Source organism: Ralstonia sp. UBA689 (genome assembly GCF_002298975.1).
Taxonomy (GTDB): domain Bacteria; phylum Pseudomonadota; class Gammaproteobacteria; order Burkholderiales; family Burkholderiaceae; genus Ralstonia.
This window is the reverse complement of record NZ_DBMV01000024.1, coordinates 145668-166417: the sequence shown is the minus strand read 5'-3', so window position 1 is coordinate 166417 and position 20750 is coordinate 145668. Positions and strand designations below refer to the sequence as shown.

Here is a 20750-nt window from a genome sequence, read left to right as displayed (position 1 = left end):
GATCTCTCCTCAATCAAAAGAAGAACCGTTTGTTTCGGGAATCCAACCGTGAAGCAATTCCTCAATTTCATCAATGGCGAATTTGTCGCCACCAGCAAGACGTTCGAGAACCGTGCGCCGGTGGATAACCGTGTGATCGGTCTGGTTCACGAGGCCGGACAGGCCGAGGTGGATGCCGCCGTTGCCGGCGCGCGGGCTGCCCTGCACGGCGACTGGGGCCGCATGACCGTGGTCAAGCGCGTCGAGTTGCTGCACGCGGTGGCGGACGAAATCAATCGGCGCTTCGACGATTTCCTTGAAGCCGAGCTGGCCGATACCGGCAAGCCGCGTAGCCTGGCGGCGCACGTCGACATCCCGCGCGGCGCGGCCAACTTCAAGATCTTTGCCGACATCGTCAAGAACGTGCCCACCGAAAGCTTTGAGATGGCTACGCCCGACGGCGGTACGGCAGTCAGCTATGCGCTGCGTTCGCCGTTGGGTGTGGTGGCCGTGGTCTGCCCGTGGAACCTGCCGCTGCTGCTGATGACGTGGAAGGTGGGCCCAGCGCTGGCATGCGGCAACACCGTCATCGTCAAGCCCTCAGAAGAGACACCTGCCACGGCCACGCTGCTGGGCGAAGTGATGGCGCATGTGGGGGTGCCGAAGGGTGTCTACAACGTGCTGCACGGCTTCGGGCCGGGCTCTGCTGGCGAGTTCCTGACGCGGCACCCCGGCGTCAATGGCATCACCTTCACGGGCGAGACGCGTACGGGCGAGGCCATCATGGCCGCGGCCGCCAAGGGTGTGCGGCCGGTGAGCTTCGAGCTGGGCGGCAAGAACGCGGGCATCGTCTTTGCCGATGCCGACTTCGACAAGGCGGTGGCCGGCATCACACGCAGCGCATTCGAGAACTGCGGGCAGGTCTGCCTGGGCACCGAGCGTGTCTACGTACAGCGGCCGATCTTCGACAAGTTTGTTCAGGCGCTCAAAGAGAAGGCCGAGGCGCTCAAGATCGGACCCTCCGGCGAGCCGGGCGTGGGCCTGGGGCCGCTGATTTCTGCCGAGCACAAAGCCAAGGTCATGTCCTATTACGAACTGGCCCGGGCAGAGGGTGCCACGGTGGTCACCGGTGGCGGTGCGCCGGACATGCCCGCTGCGCTGGCCGAAGGCCACTGGGTGCAGCCCACCATCTGGACAGGCCTGCCTGAGAGCGCTCGCGTGATTCGCGAAGAGATCTTCGGCCCCTGCTGCCACATTGCCCCGTTCGACACCGAGGAGGAGGCCATCGCGCTGGCCAACGCCACGGATTACGGCCTGGCGACCACGGTGTGGACGCAAAACCTGGGCACGGCGCACCGCATGGCGCGCGCCGTTGAGGTGGGGCTGTGCTGGATCAACAGTTGGTTCCTGCGCGACCTGCGCACGGCATTCGGCGGCGCCAAGGCTTCTGGCATTGGCCGCGAGGGCGGCGTGCATTCGCTGGAGTTCTATACCGAGCTGCGCAACGTGATGGTGAAGCTATGAGCACGATCAACCTTGAAGGGGCGGATGCCCGTTACGTCCGCACGGGCGCGGTGCAAACCCATGTTCACGATATCGGGCAGGGCGCACCGGTGCTGCTGATACACGGGTCCGGCCCGGGCGTGAGCGCGTGGGCCAACTGGCGGCTGGTGATGCCTGCGCTGGCGCGCGAGCGCCGCGTGATCGCCCCCGACATGCTTGGCTTCGGACAGAGCGACCGGCCCGCCGGTCAGGTCTACAACATGGATGTGTGGGTGCAGCAGGCCATCGACCTGCTGGATGCACTGGGCTTGCCGCAGGTCGATCTGGTCGGCAACTCCTTTGGCGGCGGGCTGGCACTGGCGCTCGCCATTCGCGCGCCCGAGCGTGTGCGGCGGCTGGTGCTGATGGGCGCGGTGGGTGTGCCGTTTGCGATCACGCCGGCGCTGGATGCCGTGTGGGGCTATACGCCGTCGCTGGCGGCCATGCGCGGCCTGCTGGACCTGTTCGCCTACGACCGCAGCCGCATGACCGACGAACTCGCGAAATTGCGCTACGAAGCCACCATCGTGCCTGGCGTGCAGGAATCGTACGCCGCCATGTTCCCCGCCCCGCGGCAGCGCTGGGTAGACGCCATGGCGAGCGCCGAAGCCGACATCCGCGCGCTGCCGCACGAAACACTGGTGTTGCATGGGCGCGAAGATCAGGTGATCCCGGTATCCAACTCGCTCACGCTGGCCGACTGGATTCCTAACAGCCAACTGCACGTTTTCGGCCATTGCGGGCACTGGACACAGATTGAGCACAGCGCGCGCTTTGCCCAATTGGTGAACAACTTCCTGGCCGAAGCCGATGCCGGCGCAGTCGCCTGAACCCACCTTTTACGCAGACCTTCATATGGACGCTCTCAAGATCCAACACTACGGCGATGCGCTTTACGAATCGTTGCTCTCACGCACACCGGTGGAGCCGCTGACCGACCGTGAGCCCGGTATCACCATCGACGACGCCTATCAGATCCAATTGCGCATGATCGGCCGCCGCATTGAGGCGGGCGAAACCGTGATCGGCAAGAAGATCGGCGTGACCAGCCAGGTTGTGATGGACATGCTGGGTGTGAACCAACCCGACTTCGGCCATCTGCTTTCGGGCATGGTGTTCAACGAAGGCGAGCCGGTCGACACCAGCAAGATGATCGCGCCCAAGGCCGAAGCGGAAGTGGCTTTCGTGCTTGCGCGCGATCTGTGCGGCCCAGGGGTGACGGCAGCTGATGTGCTGCGTGCGACGGACTACGTGATGCCGTGCTTCGAGATCGTCGATTCGCGCATCCGCGACTGGAAGATCAAGATTCAGGACACCGTGGCCGACAACGCCTCGTGCGGTGTCTTCACGCTGGGCGGCACGTGCCGGAGCCCGCGCGATCTCGATCTGGCGCTGGCCGGCATGGTGCTGGAGAAGAACGGTGAGATCGTGAGCACCTCCTGTGGCGCCTCGGTGCAAGGCTCGCCCGTCAACGCGGTGGCGTGGCTGGCCAATACGCTGGGGCGGCTTGGCATCGCGCTCAAGGCAGGGGATGTCATTCTGTCCGGCTCGCAATCGCCGCTCGTGCCGGTCAAGCCGGGCGACAGTCTTTACTGCAGCGTAGGCGGCCTCGGTGGCACCTCGGTGCGCTTCATCTGACGCGACGCCAACATCGAGGAGACACCCATATGGCACTGAATCGTCAAACCATCGAAGCGCTTGCCGCGCACGTGGAATCCGCGCAACTGGAAGTGCGCGACATCACCAAGATCACCGACGAATACCCGGACATGGATTGGGCCGATGCCTATGACATCCAGGATGAGATTCGTCGCCGCAAGGAGGCACGCGGGCTCAAGATCGTTGGCCTGAAAGCGGGGCTCACCTCCTTCGCAAAGATGAAGCAGATGGGGGTCGAAACGCCCGTGTTCGGCTTTGTCAGTGAAGACATGGCCCGGGCGGACGGCAGCGAGATCCGCATGTCGGAGCTGATCCACCCCAAGGTGGAGGCGGAGATCTGCATCGTCACCAAGGCGCCGCTGCGTGGCCCGGGCTGCCATGTCGGCAGCGTTCTGGCAGCGATCGACTTCGTGATTCCCGCAGTGGAAATCATTGACAGCCGGTACCGTGATTTCAAGTTCGACCTCAAGAGCGTGATTGCCGACAACACGTCGGCCGCGCGCTTCGTGGTGGGCGGACGGTCCCGTAACCTGGAAGAACTGGACCTGCGTACGTTGGGCGTGGTGCTGGAGAAGAACGGCCGCGCCGTCGCCATGGCTGCAGGTGCTGCGGTGCTGGGCCATCCAGCGGCTGCCGTGGCCATGATGGCAAACCATTTGGGCGCGCGTGGCCAGGAAATCCCGGCCGGCACCTTCATCATGACCGGCGGCGTGACCGAAGCCATTGCGGTGGCAGCGGGCGACAGCGTATCCGTGCGTTTCCAGGATCTGGGCAACGTGTCGATGCGCTTCGTGAATTGAATGCCAAATTGAACATTGCGTATTGGAGACCGCAACCATGACCCAAAAGATCAAATGCGCCCTGATCGGCCCCGGCAACATCGGCACCGATCTGCTGGCCAAACTCAAGCGCAGCCCCGTGCTCGAACCGGTGTGGATGGTGGGTATCGACCCAGAATCCGACGGGCTCAAGCGTGCCCGCGAGATGGGCATCAAGACCACCGCCGAAGGCGTGGATGGGCTGCTTCCGCACGTGCTGGCCGACGGCGTGCAGATTGCCTTCGATGCCACCAGCGCCTATGTGCATGCGGAGAACTCCCGCAAGCTCAATGCGTTGGGCGTATTGATGATTGACCTCACACCCGCTGCCATCGGCCCGTATTGCGTGCCGCCGGTCAACCTGAAAGAGCACCTCGGCCGCGCCGAGATGAACGTCAACATGGTCACGTGCGGCGGGCAAGCCACCATCCCGATGGTGGCGGCAGTCAGCCGCGTGCAACCGGTGGCGTATGGCGAGATCGTTGCGACGGTGTCGAGCCGGTCGGTGGGGCCGGGCACGCGCAAGAACATCGACGAATTCACGCGCACCACGGCCGGTGCGGTCGAGCGCGTGGGCGGTGCAAAGAAGGGCAAGGCCATCATCGTCATCAACCCCGCCGAGCCGCCGTTGATCATGCGCGATACCGTGCATTGCCTGACGGAAACCGAGCCGGACCAGGCGGCCATCACCGCGTCGATCCACGCCATGATCAAAGAGGTGCAGAAGTACGTGCCGGGCTACAAGCTCGTCAACGGCCCGGTGTTCGACGGCAACCGCGTGAGCGTGTTCCTGGAGGTCGAGGGCCTGGGCGATTACCTGCCCAAGTACGCTGGCAACCTCGACATCATGACCGCCGCCGCTGCGCGCACCGCCGAGATGTTTGCCGAGGAGATTCTCAAGGGTGAACTGACCCTGCGCGCCACTTCGGCCGCCCCCGCCATCGAAACCGCCTGACGAGGAACCCCACATGACTACGCTGCAAGGCAAGAGCATTACCGTTCACGACATGACGCTGCGCGACGGCATGCACCCCAAGCGCCACCTGATGACGCTTGAGCAGATGCGCTCCATTGCGCAGGGGCTGGACGCCGCTGGTGTACCCCTGATCGAAGTTACCCACGGCGACGGTCTGGGTGGCTCGTCGCTCAATTACGGTTTTCCCGCGCACAGCGACGAGGAATACCTGGGCGCCGTCATCCCGCTCATGAAGCAAGCCAAGGTCTCGGCGTTGCTCCTGCCGGGTATTGGCACGGTCGATCATCTCAAGATGGCGCGTGAACTCGGCGTGCACACGATCCGTGTGGCGACGCACTGCACCGAGGCCGATGTCTCGGAACAGCACATCAGCTACGCGCGCAAGCTCGACATGGACACCGTCGGCTTTCTGATGATGGCGCACATGAACAGCCCCGAAGGCTTGGTCAAGCAGGCCAAGCTGATGGAGAGCTACGGTGCCAACTGCATCTACATCACCGATTCAGCGGGCTATATGCTGCCCGACGATGTGAAGGCCCGCCTTACCGCCGTGCGCGATGCGCTCAAGCCGGAAACCGAGCTGGGCTTTCACGGTCACCACAACCTTGCCATGGGCATCGCCAATTCGATTGCCGCCATCCAGTGCGGTGCCACGCGCATCGACGCGGCTGCGGCGGGGCTAGGGGCGGGCGCGGGCAATACGCCGATGGAGGTGCTGGTGGCGGTGTGCGACCGCATGGGCATCCGTACCGGGGTGGACGTGTGGAAGATCCAGGATGTGGCTGAAGACCTGGTGGTGCCCATCATGGATTTCCCCATCCGGATCGACCGCGACGCGCTCACGCTCGGCTACGCCGGCGTGTATGGCAGCTTCCTGCTGTTCGCCAAGCGTGCGGAAAAGAAGTACGGCGTGCCTGCACGCGACCTGCTGGTCGAGCTCGGCCGACGTGGCATGGTGGGCGGTCAGGAAGACATGATCGAGGACACGGCGCTCACCATGGCTCGCCAGCGCGGCTTGTTGCCCGCGCGGGCGGCCTGAGCGTCGGTACTTTCCACTGTATTGCGGGCATCAAGGAGAAAACCATGCCGTTTGCGCAGATCTACATGATCGAAGGCCGGACCACCGAACAAAAGCGTGCGGTGATCGAGAAAGTGACCGCAGCCCTCGTCGAGGCAACCGGCGCTCCAAAAGAGAACGTCCGCGTTTGGATCCACGACGTTCCCAAGGAGAACTGGGGTATCGCAGGTGTGTCGGCGCGGGATCTTGGTCGGTAGTGGGTCGTGCATACCGGTTCAGCTGCTTTGCGTCTGCCGTGATTGCCTAGCACCAAAACCGTCGATGTATGACGGCCACAGCTTGCTAGCGAGTTCTTGTACGCCGCCGAACTGGCGGCGGTTTCTCGACAGTGCGCAAAACCAATTGCGTGTGCAAACGGCTTCACGAAACCGGCGGCGCAAAGCCATCCAGGACCAAATGCACCGATCTTTTCTACTGAACGGAAGCTGCCGCCGGCCAACCTCGAAGGCATTCTGAGAATAAAGGTGTGCACCGAAAGAAAGCGTGCTTATCGACAATGGGCTGGAAACTACGGTCGATTGCCTGGTGCATGCGTCTCAACGCGCCGCGCCCGCGTTCTGCAGGTAGCGGCTGTCGGTCAAGCAGCCGCGCAGCCAACCGGTGTCTTCTGCGCCAAGCTCGGCTTCGGCATCCAGCTTGGGCAGCGCCGTTGGCGCCACGGCCGGACGGCCGGGATGGAGATTCCAGCCAGCGGCCGACTTGTGCGGCTCATCTGCGTCCGGACACGGGGCACCCCCTTCGGATTCATCGCCGCATGCGGCCACGGTTTCCAGCCGGCCCCCGACAACGTTGCCGACCAGGCGTGTCTGGTAGTAGCCGCCGCTCGCCCAATCGTCTTTCAGGGTGCATACCCTATCCAGATTCTGATAGCGGCGTTCGCTGAAGCATCCGTAGCTCAGCTGTTGACCGTGAGGAAGGAAGTCGCATCCGGTTTCGAAGCCGGCGAATGCCCCTCCCGTGAATTGCGCCAGGAATTTACGCTGCGCAAGGGCTGCCTCCAGCAGGCGGGGCGCAACCTTCCCGCGTTCGCTCAGTGTCTCGGCGCGCTGGCGGATCGCTTGGAGCAGGCTTGTGCGTAGTGCCTTGGTATTCGGTGCGCCCGGAAAATCGACTGGGTCTGCGAACCGTTTGTCCCGAGCTTCGATCCAGCGCTTCTGGCTGCGTATCAGCATCGCGCGCAACTCGCTATCGTTGCCGGCTTGCTGCATGACAGCCGTATAGGCTTTGCCCATCTCCGCATCGGCAGTTTTGAGTTTTTCGTCGGCACAGATGGTGTGCTCAACGCGGTTGCTGGCCCTCTTGCAGTCGATCGCGTGCGCTGAGGCTGCACCGGCTAGCAGGGCGACGCAGGTGGCGTATTGGGGGAGGAGCCTCATGTCGGCTTCCGGGTCGGTTTCGTGATGTCTGGGCGCATGGGATGCCAAGCGTCGAGCTGGGTAATGACGCTTCCCACTCAAGTGGTTGGTGGCATTCTGTCTCAGAATAACGCTGGCTTCGTTACCATCAGAAAATAGACGATCACCATCGCAACGAAGGCCGGATAGCCCAGCCACTCCCAAAAACGCGCATCGCGCCAGTAGGTTGGGGGCAACTCGGTATGTCCCTGTGCCGCGCACGTCACGGCCGTCCGGTGCATTCGAATCTGAAGCCACACCACAGGCAACCAGCACGCCCCTGCCAGCACATACAGCACCACTGATGCCATGATCCACGGCGTTTGCCACGGCCAGCCTGCGTGGTGCGCCAGCCACAGACCCGACAGCGGCTGAAAGAGGACAGTCGGCGTTGTGAACCACCAGTCGGCACGCACAACCAAGCGCGAAACTTCAGCAATCGTGCGCACCGATCGCGTGCGGTTGGAGAAGAACAGATAGAAGGCACTCCCAAAGCCGGTGCCGACCAAGAGTACCGACGACAGGACGTGCAGGGCTTTCACCATCAGATAGACGTTCATGATTTCACCTCGCTGCTGAACAGCGTAATCAGGACGGCGAGAAAGGGGATGTTCTTGAGCACCGGTCCAAACGGGTGAATGAGAAACTCCGGCAATGCCACGCAGATGAGGAGGCTGTAGGTCAGCACCAGCACCAGTTGCGCAAGCCATAAGCGTCGACTGGGCCAGAGGAGTGTCGCCATACCGAACATCAGGTCGAGGGCGCTGGCGCCGATGAGTGCCGCGTCTGCAGTCAACCCATGCAAGCCCAGGCGGCTCAGCAGCGCAAGGCTATCAGCACGTGGATACCCAAAGACACTTACCCATGCGGTGCAGATCCACACAATCGCCAGGGCGAGACGTAGCAGCGGGAGTTGCCACGTGGACAGTGCTTCGTGGCGGAGCGCGCTCGCTTCCTCCTTTGAAATGAACGCTTCCACGCCAAGCGGGTGACGCCTCAATCTACTGCGGGTGGACGTGTCTGAGCCGGTGCTACCGTCCTGCAGCATGCGCCACGTGTCGCGTGTCAATGGAGAGCCGGGAATTCGATCCCCGACTGCCACAGCCATCCGCATCAAGGCGCTTGGGATGCTGATGGCCAATGCGGGCGGCAGCTGCATCGCAGCACGATAGTGGCTCAACATCTCGCGGTACGTGGTTTCTGTCGCACCGACGGCGTTGATGCACGGACCGGGCAACTCCATCCCGGGGGACAACAGGCCCGCCACCATATCCACGAGATCGTCGATATGTACGGGGCGCAGGCGTTGCTGACCACCTGACGGCAAGCCATGCATCGGAATGCTGGCCAACGCCCGGAACATACGTGCCGACGTACCCGCCGGGCCATACACCAGAGCAGGCCGCACGACGTGAACACGCATCGGCTGCGCCAGTAATGCCAAGTCCGCACGATATTTGCTTTGGAAGTAGGCGGTGTCACCGGAGTCCGCGCCAAGCGCTGAGATTTGTACGACATGCTGCACACCAGCTTCCTGGCAAGCACGAAACAGCGCGGCTGGTGCCTGATAGTGCAACTTCTCGAAAGTCTGCGCCCCGCGCTCTACGATGATGCCGACGGCATTGATCACGACATCGACGTCACGCAATCGCGGCAGCCATTGTCCGGGCGTCAGGTCTGTCGTGTAGTCGATGGCCACGTCCATCGGCCCGCGTGGTTGTCGCACCCCACGCAGGACCAGATGCCAATCCCGCACCAGCCGCTCGCAAAGTGCTGCGCCGATGAACCCGTTTGCACCGCAGACCAGAATTCTCATGACGTGCTCTCCGCGGCTTGCGCGGGCATGGCTGCTGCCTGGCGCGGAATTCGACGACCGACACCTCGCGTTACGGCTGCGACTGCCAGCAGCACGCCTGCGAGGCTCCACATCACTGTTTGGCGCAACACCTGCAAAGCGCAGGCTGCGTTCAGCACGGTACATTCCAGCGGATTGCGCGCGCCAACAAGCACGAACATCAGCGGTGCCGAAACAAAGACCACGGCGGCGGCCCGCATCCAGAATTGGGCGCGATCTTCTGTTCCACACAGGTCGACGAGCAGGCGTAACGTCACGCCACGCAGGTAAGAGGCCACGATCAGGCCCAAGAGGATCGGAACGGCGATTTGCACCGCAGACAGTACTAAGGACATCATGATTTCCTCCTTCTTTTGTTGCAGTTATTTCTGTAAAAAAAGAAATTCAAACGCCAAAAAATGCGGGCACGATGCCCGCTTTCATGGCGCGATCCCTACGCCTTTGTGCGACGCACTGTCCGGCTGATCTTTGCGCCCATACCTAGTGTCTTCATCAACGTCTCGGGCTTGAGCCGCAGCATCTCTTCAGTCCACGTAGTGAGTGTTTCCATGAAGGCCAGTGTTTCTTGGATGCGTTGGGCGCTCTCTTTGGGCTCTTGCTGCAGTTCAGGACTGACGAGGCAGTCGCGCAGCACGGTCAGCGTCGGATCAATTTCACGCTGTCGTCGGCCTTCTACGATCAGCTTGAATAACTCCCAGACATCCGTGGAGGTTTCAAAATGGTCTCGCCGGTCCCCCATGACATGGACCACTCGAGTCAGGCGCCACGATTGCAGTTCCTTGAGGCTGGTGCTCACGTTCGAGCGCGCGACGCTGAGCGTCTCGGCGATATCCTCCGCGGACAACGGACGGCCGGCCAGGAATAGCAGCGCGTGGATTTGGGCTACGGTGCGATTGACGCCCCAGCGAGAACCCATTTCGCCCCAATGGAGGATGAAGCGTTCGGAGATAGGTGTGAGTTTCATGTCAGGAGCATAGGTTCTTCAGTTATTTCAGTCAAGACAGAAAAGACTGAAATATGTATCTGCACAGCCCGCCGCTTTCAAGGGAGGGCGCTGACAGGGATGCCAAGTAGTGCCGTCGCCATCGCGTTTGGGGAAGCTGCGCCGGATAGGTGAACTGCGATGACAGGCGTGCAAGGCGTGCAGCTTGACGGGAACTGGGTCTATCTCAGACGAGAAGGAACGCTAGTCAGTTGTGGGCCAGCACGAAGAAAACTCGATCCGTTGTTCCTTTGTATTTAACATAAGATACAGTGTTCGGGGCCTGAAAATGGCTTAACGGCGCGGCTTTGGCGGGAGTTGGTGTCACAAAATTTGTGACACCAAGGCCGAGCGAAATGAGGAGGGCGACCAGGCCGCTATGCGCCATCCTCGGTGAAAAAACTTCCCACAGCGACCGCTGTCCAGCTCGTTCTGCGCGGTCCGCGTCTGCTGCCATGATGATTGGTAGCGGGTTCTCCATTCCCAGCTCGATGGCAACGCGCAGGCACTGCTCGTTGTCCATGATTCGTAAGCCTTTCCGGTAGTTGTTGACTGCGCTGTGCGACCAGCCCATGTGCTCGCACAGTGCTTTGTCGGTCTTCAGGCCGTGTCGCTCGATCACGGCATCCAGGTATTTCACGCTTTTCATGGTCGACACCCCCTTGTGAATCCACGGTTCGTGGATTAATCTACGGTCCGTGGATTCACGGAACGTGGATTTAACCGAAATATAACCGGTTAACCGGGCAGGGGTAAACGATCCGATGGGCAGGTTGAAGGCGACGTTGACGGTAGGGACACGCGGCGCACGTGCGCTGATGGACGGAGCGGCAGCGACGGACAGCGGGCGCGCGAGCGCTAGCCCCCCCTCTAGTAACACGGGGGGAACGGATGCAGGAGCGCCTCGGCCGATTCTGGCGGCAACCGAGTTGGTTGATGTGGTGATGACCGACACGGGCGAAGTTAAGACGGTGATGGTGCGTGTCCCGGTATCCGGTCAGGTGGCGATGATCGACACGCTGCGCTTCACCATCGGTGAGGAGACCTTCCGCAGTGAGGCGGTTGGGGTTGATGACGTGGCGTACGTCATGGCCCTGTCGGAAAAGCTCACCGAGATTCTTGGCTACGGTGTCACGCGGGACTTGGAGCGGTCGCGGGATTTCTACCTGAATGCCTGGGAGCTTGGCGACAATTATGGTCACGTGGCGATTGGTGGTCAGAACCAACGTTCGACCATCATGGTGAGTATCAGCGGTGCCGGTTGTCTGGCTGCGCGTGAAGGGTGGGAACAGCGGCTGTTCGATTTCCTTAAGACTAAGGCCCGGCGTCCGAGCATTACGCGGGTCGATCTTGCGCACGATTGTTTTGACGGTGAAGTCACCGTCGATCAGGCCGATCAGTGGTTTGATGATGGGCTCTTCACGGCATCGGTCAATGAGCCGCATCACGAGTACAAGGGCAATTGGAAGAAGCCTAATGGCAAAGGGCGTTCGCTCTATATCGGCTTGCGTCGTAACGGCAAGTTGTGCCGCATTTACGAGAAGGGCAAAGAGCAGGGCGATGCGTCATCAGAGTGGGTGCGCATTGAGGTTGAGTATCGCAATGTCAAGCGCGTCATTCCGTTTGATGTGCTGCTCGATCCGTCTGCCTTCTTCGTTGCCTCGTATCCCTGTCTTCGTTTCATCGATCCGGGCCGTCAGCCGGAGCGCATGGAAATCAAGCGCAAGACCGCGCAAATCAACGTTGAAGCATCGCTGGACAACATCTGTGCGAGCTATGGCAAGTACGTGCGCGTGCTTGTTGGCTTGATGGGGCCTGAGGCCTTTGTCAAGCGTGTCACGTCCAAATCCGAGGCTTGGCCGGAGCGCCTGAGGGTGCCCGATCACGAGCTTTGCGAGCGACCCATGCATGAGCGTGCTCGTACGCCGCGTTTCAACGATCTTGACCCCTCCGACGATGGCTGGACGGGGGAACCGGTCATATCACCAGCCTGGAAGGAAACAAATCATGCGATTCACTAGCGAAGTGGTTGTGTACGGCCTCAAGGCATCCAAGGGTGACATGGATGGTGTGGCCTTCGACTCGTGCAAGGCCTACGTGCTGACGCCGTTCGATGATTCCAAGGGCACTGCTCGTGGTGCTGCAACGGCGGAGTACACCATCGGCAAGTCCGACGAGTTCGAGAAGTACAGCAAGGTCGATCTGCCTTTTAAGGCCAAGGCTGACATGGAAATCACGACCAACGGCAAGACGATGAAGACCATCGTGCATTCGCTGGTGCCGATTGCCGCTGCCAAGGCGGCTTGATCGTGGCGGGCGTCGGCTTCGTCGTGCAGGAGGTGAACTCGGGTCTGTTCCTGTGTCCGTGCGGGGGCGACGTTGGGTTCACGCATCGGCTGCGTGAGGCGGGTACGTTCGATTCGCGTGAAGACGCGGTGGTTACGGCGGTGGATCACTGCGATGAGGCGTTCGATGTGGTTGCCATTGTCAAGCTTGATCACTAGGAGGAGGTGATGGGTCCCTTTGGCGGTTTTGATCCGCTTCACGCGGCCGTTGGCTTTCTGTTGATGAGCGTGAGCTTGTTCGTCGCGTTCTTTGCCGGTGCGAGCGCTGTTGCGTGGATTGAGGCTCGGGCCGATGCAGCTGCTCGTCGTGTTTCCGTGTGGCGTCAGCACTGCCGTTGGGCGCGTAGTGATTTCCTGGATGACTTGCGGATGCGTGAGGAGGCGTATTGCGAGTTGGATGGTTCGAAGCTTGACCTTGCTGACGAGTTCTTGCGTGAGGACTTGCATCAGCTCGGTGGTTTGGCTGGGGCTTGGTGATGGCTCAGTGCGTGCAAATCGTCAGTGGGCAGCTGCAGTTCGATAGCACTTCAGCTTCGTCGTGCACGGGGTATCTGCTGCTGACTGCTGATGAGGTCACGCTGTTGCATGCGGTGCCGCCGCTCTCGGTGAGTGACGGTGCCCTAATTGGGAGCGCGATGCTCGGTCTATGGGCTCTCGCTTTCGTCTTTCGGTCCGCAGCGCGGGCCATTTATCAACGTGAAGAGGAGTAGGGCGATGAAGTCGATTTTCAAGAAAGTGGGTTTTGCCGTTGGTACTGTCGGTGTCGCTGGTTCGGCGATGGCTGCCGATGGCGTGGATGTGTCGGCAGTGGTGACCACGCTGGGTACGGGTGTCGCTGCGATCGGTCTGATCGGAGTGGCCATCCTGGGGCTCGCTGCTGTCGTGGCGATCTACAACTGGGTTCGCAAGCCGATCAAGTGATGCTGCGGGGCACGCTCCCCGTGCCTGGCAAGACGCGGGGACTTCGGTCCCCGTTTTTATTGGAGCTCGTCATGGAAGGCTACTTCGTTCTCATTGCGATAGCGGGTGCTGGATGGATTCTTTTTTCGTGAGGGTGGTGAGCTATGCCCTGGTCATTTTTCTTGCTTCCTGTACGCATCTGGATTCCGCTCCGCCGGGCTCGTGCGCTACAGGTGTTAGTGCTTGCCTTTGGCCTGATGTGGGGTTCTAGCGTTTGGGCGGGTTATTTTGAGCTGCGTAAGCAAAGCACGAATGCGTTGCTTGGTTATTACGATACGGGTGCGGATGCGTGTGCTTCTGTGTCAGCGACGTTTGCGCCTCCGAGTGGAACGTGTTGGGATAGGCAGGGGTACAACAGCGGCTATTTGGTTGTTGGTAAGAGTGAGTCTGTTCCACCGTTGACGTGCACGACACCGCAGGTGTTGCAGACGGATTCGACTGGGAAGTATGTGTGTGCGACGCCTGCTCCAAATTGTCCTGCGGCTGGTCAGTCCGCTCCGGGTGGGAATACTGCGTATGGCACGAGTGCGACGCAGACGGTGACTAACTCGGCTGTTTGCGTCAATAGCTGTTCGTATGGGTACAGCAGTTATTGGACTGGTGCGCAGGCAGGGCAGTCTGGCGGCTACTCTGCAGAGTGGTACGGGCTGACTTCGAATTACGCGTCTTGTAGCGGGTCGGGGATGCCTAATGCTGTGGATACGAAGCCGACGAGTTCGTGTCCGGACAAAACGTATTCCGGCACGGTGAATGGGCAGAACGTCTGCGTTCCGTATCCGACGCAGACAACTGGCGGCACGACGAACTCAACGACAACGGATACGCCTGCCAGCGGTGTTCCCGCGTCGAATTCCAGCAGCACGAGCACGAGCACAACGTGTGATGGCGCGACTTGCACGACGACGACAACGACGACTGGCAGCGGTACAGGTGGGAGTGGTTCGGGTGGTGCTGCGAGTGGTACGGCTGCGGGGCCTTGTCAGGCGACGCAGGTCAGCACAGGTGGCACGGTTAATGGTGGTGCCGGGACTTGCACGACGACGACTTCGCAGCCGCAGGAAGACTATTGCAAGCAGAATCCGACAGCAGCTCAATGCAAGAAGGATTCCGCGAGTGGTGGTGTCGATTGCAGTGCGCCGCCGACCTGTGATGGTGATGCGATTAGTTGCGCGATTCTGGCTCAGCAGTGGAACACCCGTTGTGAGTTGCAGAAGCACGATGATTCGACGGATCTCGGCGCGAAGCTCGGGAGCGGTCAGGATCCGTTGGCCGGTAAGTTGCCCACGCCCGATGGTGCCGACAAGGTGGACATGAGCTCCAAGTTTTCTAACGTTGATGACATGGGTATCGCTGCTCAGTGTCTCGGGAACATCGATGTTCCGTTGCAGTTGCCTGATCGTGTTTGGAGTTTGCACATGGACACGACGCCGTTGTGCGACATCGGCAAGCTGCTCGGTTATCTCAACATGCTGGGCACGATGATGCTCTGCGCCTACATGCTCAAGGGGAGTTTCTGATGCCTTTCGCTGCTCTGTTGGCTTCGGCCATTGTTGGTTTGTTGGCGCAGGCCTGCGTGTCGTTGGTCGGGCGTGTCCTGGTTGCGCTCGGTATCGGCTTCGTGATGTTCACGGGGGTCGATGCAATGATGAGTGGCATGAAGACGCTCTTCATGCAGTACGTGAACGGTGTTGGCTCGATCTCGTCTGTGAGTGTGGTGGGCATCCTCGGCGTGCTGAAGGTGGGCACCTCGATGAACATGATTCTCACGACGTTGGGCATTCGCGCATCGTTGTCCGGTTTGAGCGGTGGCTCGATTCGCAAGATGGTTCAGAAGTGAGGCCGACATGCTGACGCTCATCACAGGTCAACCTGGTAATGGTAAGAGCCTCTACACGATCGCGTTTGTGGAGGCGAAGCGGAAGGCTGAGAACCGGCCTGTTTTCTATTTCGGTATTCCGGAGCTCACGCTGCCGTGGACCATGCTGGAGGATGCGACGAAGTGGCATGAGTGCCCGGAGAAGTCGATCATCGTGATCGACGAGGTGCAGAAGGTCATGCCGCCGAGGCCTTCGAGCTCGAAGCCGCCGCAGCATGTGTCCGAGCTGGAGACGCATCGTCACAAAGGCTTCGACCTGTTCTTCATGACGCAGGACCCGAGCCTGGTCGACAACCACTTGAAGAAGCTCGCCGGTGAGCATATCCACCTGATCCGCCAGTGGGGTCGGCAGAAGGCGGATCTGTTCAAGATGCAGAAGGTGCAGGACCCAACGAACGCGAATCTCAAGCGTGCGTTGCACAGCAGCTTCCCGTATCCCAAGCAGGTCTTCGAGTGGTACAAGTCCGCCGATGCTCACACGCACAAGAAGGCGATCCCGCTCAAGTACTACATGATGTACGCGCTGCCGGTGGTGGCCCTGGCTGCGGCGGTGTTTGGCGGCTGGAAGCTTTGGAAGATCTCGCATCCTGACCAGGTGAAGCTTGCAACTGCTTCGCCTGGTGCCGTGCCTGGTCTGCCTGGCGCACCGGGTGCGATGGTCGGCCAGCCTCAAAAGGCTGCGCCGATGACGGCGTCGGAATACGTGGCGAGCTATACGCCGCGTGTTCCTGGTCTGCAGTACACGGCCCCGGCCTATGATGAGCTCACGAAGCCGTCGCGGGTGCCGGTGCCGGCCGCGTGTGTGCAGATTCGTGGCGGTTGCGAGTGCTGGACCCAGCAGGGTACGCATCTGGAGACAACGCCGCAGATCTGTGCTGACCTGGTCAAGCGCGGTTTCTTCGAGGCCTTCGAGGCTGATGGTCGGGCTCAGAAGGTGCAGGCCGCTGTGCAGCCGTCTCCGGCGCCTGTTTCTACTGCAGTAGCGCAACCGCAGGAGCTGAAGCTGGTCGTGGAGGCCTCGCCGCAGCGGGAACGCGCCCAGGAGCCTCGCAAACGGACGGTCATAGGTTCGGGCAGGGCACGGCGCGTTGATGAGCTGGAGGCCTTTCCTGAAGGCTGAATTTTCGTTACTGAGAAAAGTGTGAGTGTCCGCGCTTTTGTGACTAGTGAGGGTGCTGTGAAATATTTGCTTGCTGTGGTTGCGATTTTGGTTGGTCAAGCGGCGCTTGTTTGGGCTGTGTTTTATGGCACGAATCTTCGAATTGAGAACTGGTGGGTTTTTGTCGGTGGTTTAGTCATTGCTAACGTGTGCGCATTTGTTGTGAAGGCGTGCGACGACTAGCGTAGGGAGTGTCCGCGCTCTGATCGGAGCCGCAAGGGGGCCCCTTTGGGGACATGGAGAGTTGACCAGGTGCAGGACGGTTGACGCCCGGAGGGCGCCCCGCGGGACCGAGCAGCGGGTATGACCACCAAGTTGTCCATCCTGCGCCACAGGCAAACACCCCCTCTCTTGCAAGCCCGCTTTTCAGCAGCGGTTGCGGTACAGCGCGTCTGATACCGTGTGAAAGCGTTCGTTCCAGTAGTTCATCCATTGAGCTGTTCCGCCATGTCGCAGGTTCGATAGGACTGCCTCTTTTTCCTGCCTTAGCGTTGCACAGTTGGCTGCGGCTGCGTTTTGTTTCGCGCTGGTCGAAGCCTGTTCGGTTGCTAGGTCTCTATCTCTCTGCGCCATCCGCCTGTCCCATTCTTGGGCCATCTCAAGGTTGTTGTGTTCTGCGTCTGACATGCGACGCGGCACTTGTTGTGGTGCCGGTTCGGCTGGGTCGATTTGTCGCTGGAGCGATGTTCCGCAGGCCTGGTCTGTGTAGACCACCTTTCCACCGATTTTGCAGCGATTGATGCTTTGTGCTTCTGCTGTGGGGATGGCGAGCAGCAGCATGAGCGGTACGATTGTGCGCATTTCGTAGCCTAGGCTGTTAGATCGACGCAACGATAGCACGCAGGGATTGAGTGACCGACGATGACAAGAGGTTGTTGGCGCGGGAGATTCGGAATCTGTATTGGCACATCCGGTATCTGCGCCGAGGTATTCAAGACGCGCCGCGCAGGCGTTACTACAGGAAGATCGAGAAGAAGAAAAAACGCCTGCTCGAGGCAGGCGTTTCAAAGAGGGAGGTGCTTGACTTACTGATGTGTTGCCGGTCACGCGGGTGTAGGTTCCGTGCGTGCCTGGATTGCACGCAGCGCCTGTTGTAGACGCGCCCACAGGCGTCTGCGTGATTTAACATAAGATACATTATGCGAGAGAAATGCGTTGAGCCCGCCAGCACATCGCTCACTGTGCGGGTTGCTCCACTGAGGCCGGGGGCGCGAGTGGGTCGATGCGCTCGATCGGGGCCAGGCAAACGGCCGGATGCATCCGCGCAAAGGCAAAGGAGTACTCCAGCTCGCCCGAAGCCTGGGCATGGATCGTGAACAGCGGTTGCCCTGCTCTGACCCGGTCATGCAGGCGCGCATGCATCTCCACACCGGCAACTTGACGCATCGGCGCTCCAGCCAGCTTTGCGATGCGGGCGAGATGCCGGTTGTCGATATCGCTGACGACGCCATCCTGCCCGGCCACGACATCGCGACGGAAGATGGCTTCACCAGGTACGCGCAAGCCCCCCTGCGCCTCGCAGATTTCCTGAAACTTCCGCCAGGCAGCGCCGCTGTCCAGCACGCTGGTGGCCAGATCGAGCCCACCCCCTTGCGGCACGGCCTCACAAAACTCCAGCAACGCGCCAGCCAGCAACAACGACCGCTCCCGCAAATCGAACGGTGCCGTGGGCGAGCGTTGCAGGACAGCCAGGACGTCTCGTGCTTCAAGCGCCGGGCCAATGCCACGGCCCACCGGTTGAGAGCCATCGGTGCGCACGATCATGACGTGAATGCCAAAGGATTTCGCCACGCGCTCAAGCAGCATGCGCAGGCGCTCCAAGTCCTGCAGGCGACGCACCTTGGCTGTAGGCCCAACGGGCACGTCGATCAAGACGTGAGTGGACCCGGCAGCAATCTTCTTCGAGAGGATGGAGGCCACCAGTTGGGCGTCGCTATCCACATCCAGCGCCCGTTCCACGCGAATCAGAACATCATCGGCCGGGCTGAGACTCAACGCACCGCCCCACGCCAGCGAAGCCCCGACACGATCGACAACGTGCCGCAGTTCCTTGGCGCTCAACGCAACGCGCGTGAGCGTTTCCATTGTGTCGGCCGTGCCCGCGGGTGACGTGATGGCGCGGGACGATGTCTTGGGCAGCAGCAGACCGGCCGCAGCCGCGATGGCCACGACGATGGGGCTGGTGCGGTTGCCGGGCAGTCCGCCCACGCAGTGCTTGTCGGCAACGACGGCCCGATCCCATTTCAGGCGCTCACCGGAGTCCACCATGGCCTGCGTGAGGTCGGTCGTCTCCTTCACGCTCATCCGTCCGCCCGCGCAAGCACTCAGGAACGCCGCGATGTGGACATCAGCGTACCGTTCGCCGGAAATGTCGCTCACGATGCTAGCCAGTTGATGCGTATCCAGGTGCGCTCCGTAGATTTTGGCGCGCACGGCACGCAGCGATTCCAGCGACGGCGCATGGTTGACACTCACGATATCGCCGGGCCGCGCCATCAGCGACTCTTCTGCGCTGGCGGACAAGCTGATCTCATGCGTGTCGAGCAAGCCTGAACCCACGAGATTGAGGGTGGCGATCAGGGCACGCTGGCCGATGCGCACTTCCACCCGCGCTTGTGCGGAAAACCCTTCTGCGCGGCAGATCGTGCAATCCGGATGCATGTAGATGACATGCTCCTGCCAGGTGTCGATGCCCAGTGGTTTGAATGTGAGCCGATCGGGCACTGCCGTCATGTCGGGCGGCACGAGCATGGCGTGCACTCCAGAATATCGATTACGGGCGAGTCACGAGCGAGTCCAGGGGGAAGCGGAAGTGGCCGCTGTGCAGCGTGATCTGTTTCGATCCTGTCATCTCGAACATGGCCCGGGCGACGGCCTCGATGTCGCTCCGATGGCTGGAAAAGGCCGCCATCAGGTCTTCAGCGCGGCATGAGATGGCGCCGAAGTGGTCTTCAAGTGCTTCCGCGGTGACGGCATAGCTGGCACTGCTGCCGTCCACCGAGGCGCCACACTGCAGGACCGGGCCACTTGCACAGTAGATGGGCTCGTCGGCCGTAAACACGATCTCTTTCATGATGCATCCCGTGGAGTTGGGGCCTTGCCACCTTCGGGGCCAGACGCTCATGCCTGGCCTTGATGCCTGTCAGCGTAGAAGCCCCGCCCTCACCGGACAAGGTTCTGCGTGATGGCGGGCAGAGGTAGATCAAACATGGTGGAAATCGCCTCAGCGACCGGTTCTGTTAGCTCGATGCGGTTGGATGGGTGAGCGATGGTGTCGCAGGTCAGCACGTCGGCAGCCACTGCCGTCAACTCGCTGTACGCGTCGGCCGTGAACACGGCGTGGACCGCAACGCACTGTGGACGCGGCAACCCGGCCCGGCGCAATAGTTCGGCCGCCGCAATCATGGTGCGGCCGGTTGAGATGATGTCGTCCACCAGCACAGGCGTGCGCCCGGAACTCAGATCGGTTCCGGTGGCCGTCACCTCTACGTTCCACGCGTTGTGGCGCGTCTTATGCAGGACAGTCCAAGGTGCACCACACAGGCGGGCGACGTGCTCGACCTGGTGGCGGCTTTCGTCGTCGGGACCTACCAGCAGCGGATCGGCAACATGGCCCTGTACCCAGGCCGCCACGGCTGGAGCCGCCAGCACCGCGATAGCCGGAATGCCGAAGATATCCGACAAGGCCGGAATGCGGTGCAGGTGCGGATCCACGGCTACCAGCCAGTCGAAGTAGCGGGTCAGTAGTTCGGCAAAGTGCTGCGCTGCGAGAATTTCTCCCGGCTGGAAGACGCCGTCCTGCCGCATGTAACCCAGGTAAGGCGCCACCAGCCCAACGCGACGCGCCCCGCCCTCTCTGGCGGCAATCGCGAGCCACAGTAGCGGCAGAATCTTCTCATCCGGCCGGTCCAACGTGCAGACAATGGCGACTTCCGCATCGCGCACCGGTGTTTGCAGGCGCACATAGGATTCGCCATCGGGAAAGCGTCGCACGTCGGCTTGGCCGATCTCCGCGCATAACGGCACCGCCAATCTGGCTGCTGCGGCCTGGTTGCCCGGCAAGGCAAGTACCACGCGTTTTTGTGCCTTGTCGGGTGATGCATGAACGGCGGTTTGCGGTGTCATGG

25 protein-coding genes are annotated in these 20750 nt (G+C 61.2%); 15 read left to right on the top strand and 10 right to left on the bottom strand.

Going from position 1 to position 20750, the window contains the following annotated elements; genetic code table 11:
- Positions 1–48: 48 nt before the first annotated feature.
- From B4F51_RS11990 to B4F51_RS11960, 7 genes are read left to right on the top strand one after another with little or no spacing between them, the layout of a single operon-like run.
- Positions 49–1503 (top strand): 2-hydroxymuconic semialdehyde dehydrogenase, encoded by a 1455-nt coding sequence (locus tag B4F51_RS11990; protein WP_296225743.1) that lies wholly within the window; start codon positions 49–51, stop codon positions 1501–1503.
- Positions 1500–2351, top strand: a complete 852-nt coding sequence (locus B4F51_RS11985; RefSeq protein WP_296225742.1) for an alpha/beta fold hydrolase — start codon at positions 1500–1502, stop codon at positions 2349–2351. The genes B4F51_RS11990 and B4F51_RS11985 overlap by 4 nt, the downstream gene beginning before the upstream one ends.
- Before the next feature lie 25 nt (positions 2352–2376).
- A complete protein-coding gene (gene dmpE, locus B4F51_RS11980; RefSeq protein WP_296225739.1) occupies positions 2377–3159 on the top strand; it encodes a 2-oxopent-4-enoate hydratase in 783 nt (260 codons plus the stop codon).
- A gap of 29 nt (positions 3160–3188) precedes the next feature.
- Positions 3189–3980, top strand: coding sequence for a 2-oxo-3-hexenedioate decarboxylase (gene dmpH, locus B4F51_RS11975; RefSeq protein ID WP_296225737.1), 792 nt, complete (start codon positions 3189–3191; stop codon positions 3978–3980).
- Positions 3981–4017: 37 nt separating this feature from the next.
- Positions 4018–4953: an acetaldehyde dehydrogenase (acetylating) gene (locus B4F51_RS11970; protein WP_296225735.1), complete on the top strand. Its 936-nt coding sequence runs from the start codon at positions 4018–4020 to the stop codon at positions 4951–4953.
- A 13-nt stretch (positions 4954–4966) separates the two neighbouring features.
- Positions 4967–6013, top strand: a complete 1047-nt coding sequence (gene dmpG / locus B4F51_RS11965; RefSeq protein WP_296225733.1) for a 4-hydroxy-2-oxovalerate aldolase — start codon at positions 4967–4969, stop codon at positions 6011–6013.
- 44 nt (positions 6014–6057) lie between these two features.
- Positions 6058–6249 (top strand): 2-hydroxymuconate tautomerase, encoded by a 192-nt coding sequence (locus B4F51_RS11960; protein WP_296225731.1) that lies wholly within the window; start codon positions 6058–6060, stop codon positions 6247–6249.
- Between the two features lie 339 nt (positions 6250–6588).
- Here the strand turns inward: B4F51_RS11960 and B4F51_RS11955 are convergent, their stop codons facing one another.
- The 6 genes from B4F51_RS11955 to B4F51_RS11930 all read right to left on the bottom strand — a co-directional run bounded on the left by B4F51_RS11955 (position 6589) and on the right by B4F51_RS11930 (position 11238).
- Positions 6589–7476, bottom strand: coding sequence for a lysozyme inhibitor LprI family protein (locus B4F51_RS11955; RefSeq protein ID WP_296225729.1), 888 nt, complete (start codon positions 7474–7476; stop codon positions 6589–6591).
- 53 nt (positions 7477–7529) lie between these two features.
- A complete protein-coding gene (locus B4F51_RS11950) occupies positions 7530–8006 on the bottom strand; it encodes a DUF2269 family protein (protein ID WP_296225726.1) in 477 nt (158 codons plus the stop codon).
- Entirely contained in the window at positions 8003–9262 is a 1260-nt protein-coding gene (locus B4F51_RS11945; protein ID WP_296225725.1) for an SDR family oxidoreductase, read from the bottom strand. The genes B4F51_RS11950 and B4F51_RS11945 overlap by 4 nt, the downstream gene beginning before the upstream one ends.
- Positions 9259–9639 (bottom strand): hypothetical protein, encoded by a 381-nt coding sequence (locus B4F51_RS11940; RefSeq protein WP_296225723.1) that lies wholly within the window; start codon positions 9637–9639, stop codon positions 9259–9261. The genes B4F51_RS11945 and B4F51_RS11940 overlap by 4 nt, the downstream gene beginning before the upstream one ends.
- Positions 9640–9734: 95 nt before the next feature.
- Positions 9735–10265, bottom strand: a complete 531-nt coding sequence (locus B4F51_RS11935; RefSeq protein ID WP_296225721.1) for a GbsR/MarR family transcriptional regulator — start codon at positions 10263–10265, stop codon at positions 9735–9737.
- A 226-nt stretch (positions 10266–10491) separates the two neighbouring features.
- Positions 10492–11238, bottom strand: a complete 747-nt coding sequence (locus tag B4F51_RS11930) for a hypothetical protein (RefSeq protein WP_296225719.1) — start codon at positions 11236–11238, stop codon at positions 10492–10494.
- On the opposite strand from B4F51_RS11930, the gene B4F51_RS11925 reads away from it, so the two are divergent.
- From B4F51_RS11925 to B4F51_RS11890, 8 genes are all read left to right on the top strand, one after another.
- Positions 11228–12304, top strand: coding sequence for a replication initiation factor domain-containing protein (locus tag B4F51_RS11925; protein ID WP_296225717.1), 1077 nt, complete (start codon positions 11228–11230; stop codon positions 12302–12304). The genes B4F51_RS11930 and B4F51_RS11925 overlap by 11 nt on opposite strands.
- Positions 12291–12590: a hypothetical protein gene (locus B4F51_RS11920; RefSeq protein WP_296225716.1), complete on the top strand. Its 300-nt coding sequence runs from the start codon at positions 12291–12293 to the stop codon at positions 12588–12590. Before B4F51_RS11925 ends, B4F51_RS11920 begins: the two co-directional genes overlap by 14 nt.
- 2 nt (positions 12591–12592) lie before the next feature.
- Positions 12593–12787 (top strand): hypothetical protein, encoded by a 195-nt coding sequence (locus tag B4F51_RS11915; protein ID WP_296225840.1) that lies wholly within the window; start codon positions 12593–12595, stop codon positions 12785–12787.
- 9 nt (positions 12788–12796) lie between these two features.
- Positions 12797–13105, top strand: coding sequence for a hypothetical protein (locus tag B4F51_RS11910; protein WP_296225714.1), 309 nt, complete (start codon positions 12797–12799; stop codon positions 13103–13105).
- 237 nt (positions 13106–13342) lie between these two features.
- Positions 13343–13549: a major capsid protein gene (locus B4F51_RS11905; RefSeq protein WP_296225712.1), complete on the top strand. Its 207-nt coding sequence runs from the start codon at positions 13343–13345 to the stop codon at positions 13547–13549.
- 722 nt (positions 13550–14271) lie between these two features.
- Positions 14272–15105, top strand: coding sequence for a virulence factor TspB C-terminal domain-related protein (locus B4F51_RS11900; protein ID WP_296225710.1), 834 nt, complete (start codon positions 14272–14274; stop codon positions 15103–15105).
- Positions 15105–15425 (top strand): DUF2523 domain-containing protein, encoded by a 321-nt coding sequence (locus B4F51_RS11895; protein ID WP_296225708.1) that lies wholly within the window; start codon positions 15105–15107, stop codon positions 15423–15425. Before B4F51_RS11900 ends, B4F51_RS11895 begins: the two co-directional genes overlap by 1 nt.
- Positions 15426–15432: 7 nt before the next feature.
- Positions 15433–16584, top strand: coding sequence for a zonular occludens toxin domain-containing protein (locus B4F51_RS11890; protein WP_296225706.1), 1152 nt, complete (start codon positions 15433–15435; stop codon positions 16582–16584).
- Between the two features lie 405 nt (positions 16585–16989).
- Here B4F51_RS11890 and B4F51_RS11885 read toward each other — a convergent pair whose 3' ends face one another.
- The 4 genes from B4F51_RS11885 to B4F51_RS11870 all read right to left on the bottom strand — a co-directional run bounded on the left by B4F51_RS11885 (position 16990) and on the right by B4F51_RS11870 (position 20748).
- Positions 16990–17403, bottom strand: a complete 414-nt coding sequence (locus tag B4F51_RS11885) for a hypothetical protein (protein ID WP_296225704.1) — start codon at positions 17401–17403, stop codon at positions 16990–16992.
- A 396-nt stretch (positions 17404–17799) separates the two neighbouring features.
- Complete coding sequence (locus tag B4F51_RS11880) at positions 17800–19374, bottom strand: thymidine phosphorylase family protein (protein ID WP_296225702.1); 1575 nt, start codon at positions 19372–19374, stop codon at positions 17800–17802.
- Positions 19375–19396: 22 nt separating this feature from the next.
- A complete protein-coding gene (locus B4F51_RS11875) occupies positions 19397–19696 on the bottom strand; it encodes a DUF1488 domain-containing protein (RefSeq protein WP_296225700.1) in 300 nt (99 codons plus the stop codon).
- An 89-nt stretch (positions 19697–19785) separates the two neighbouring features.
- Positions 19786–20748, bottom strand: a complete 963-nt coding sequence (locus B4F51_RS11870) for a ribose-phosphate pyrophosphokinase (protein ID WP_296225698.1) — start codon at positions 20746–20748, stop codon at positions 19786–19788.
- Positions 20749–20750: the final 2 nt, after the last annotated feature.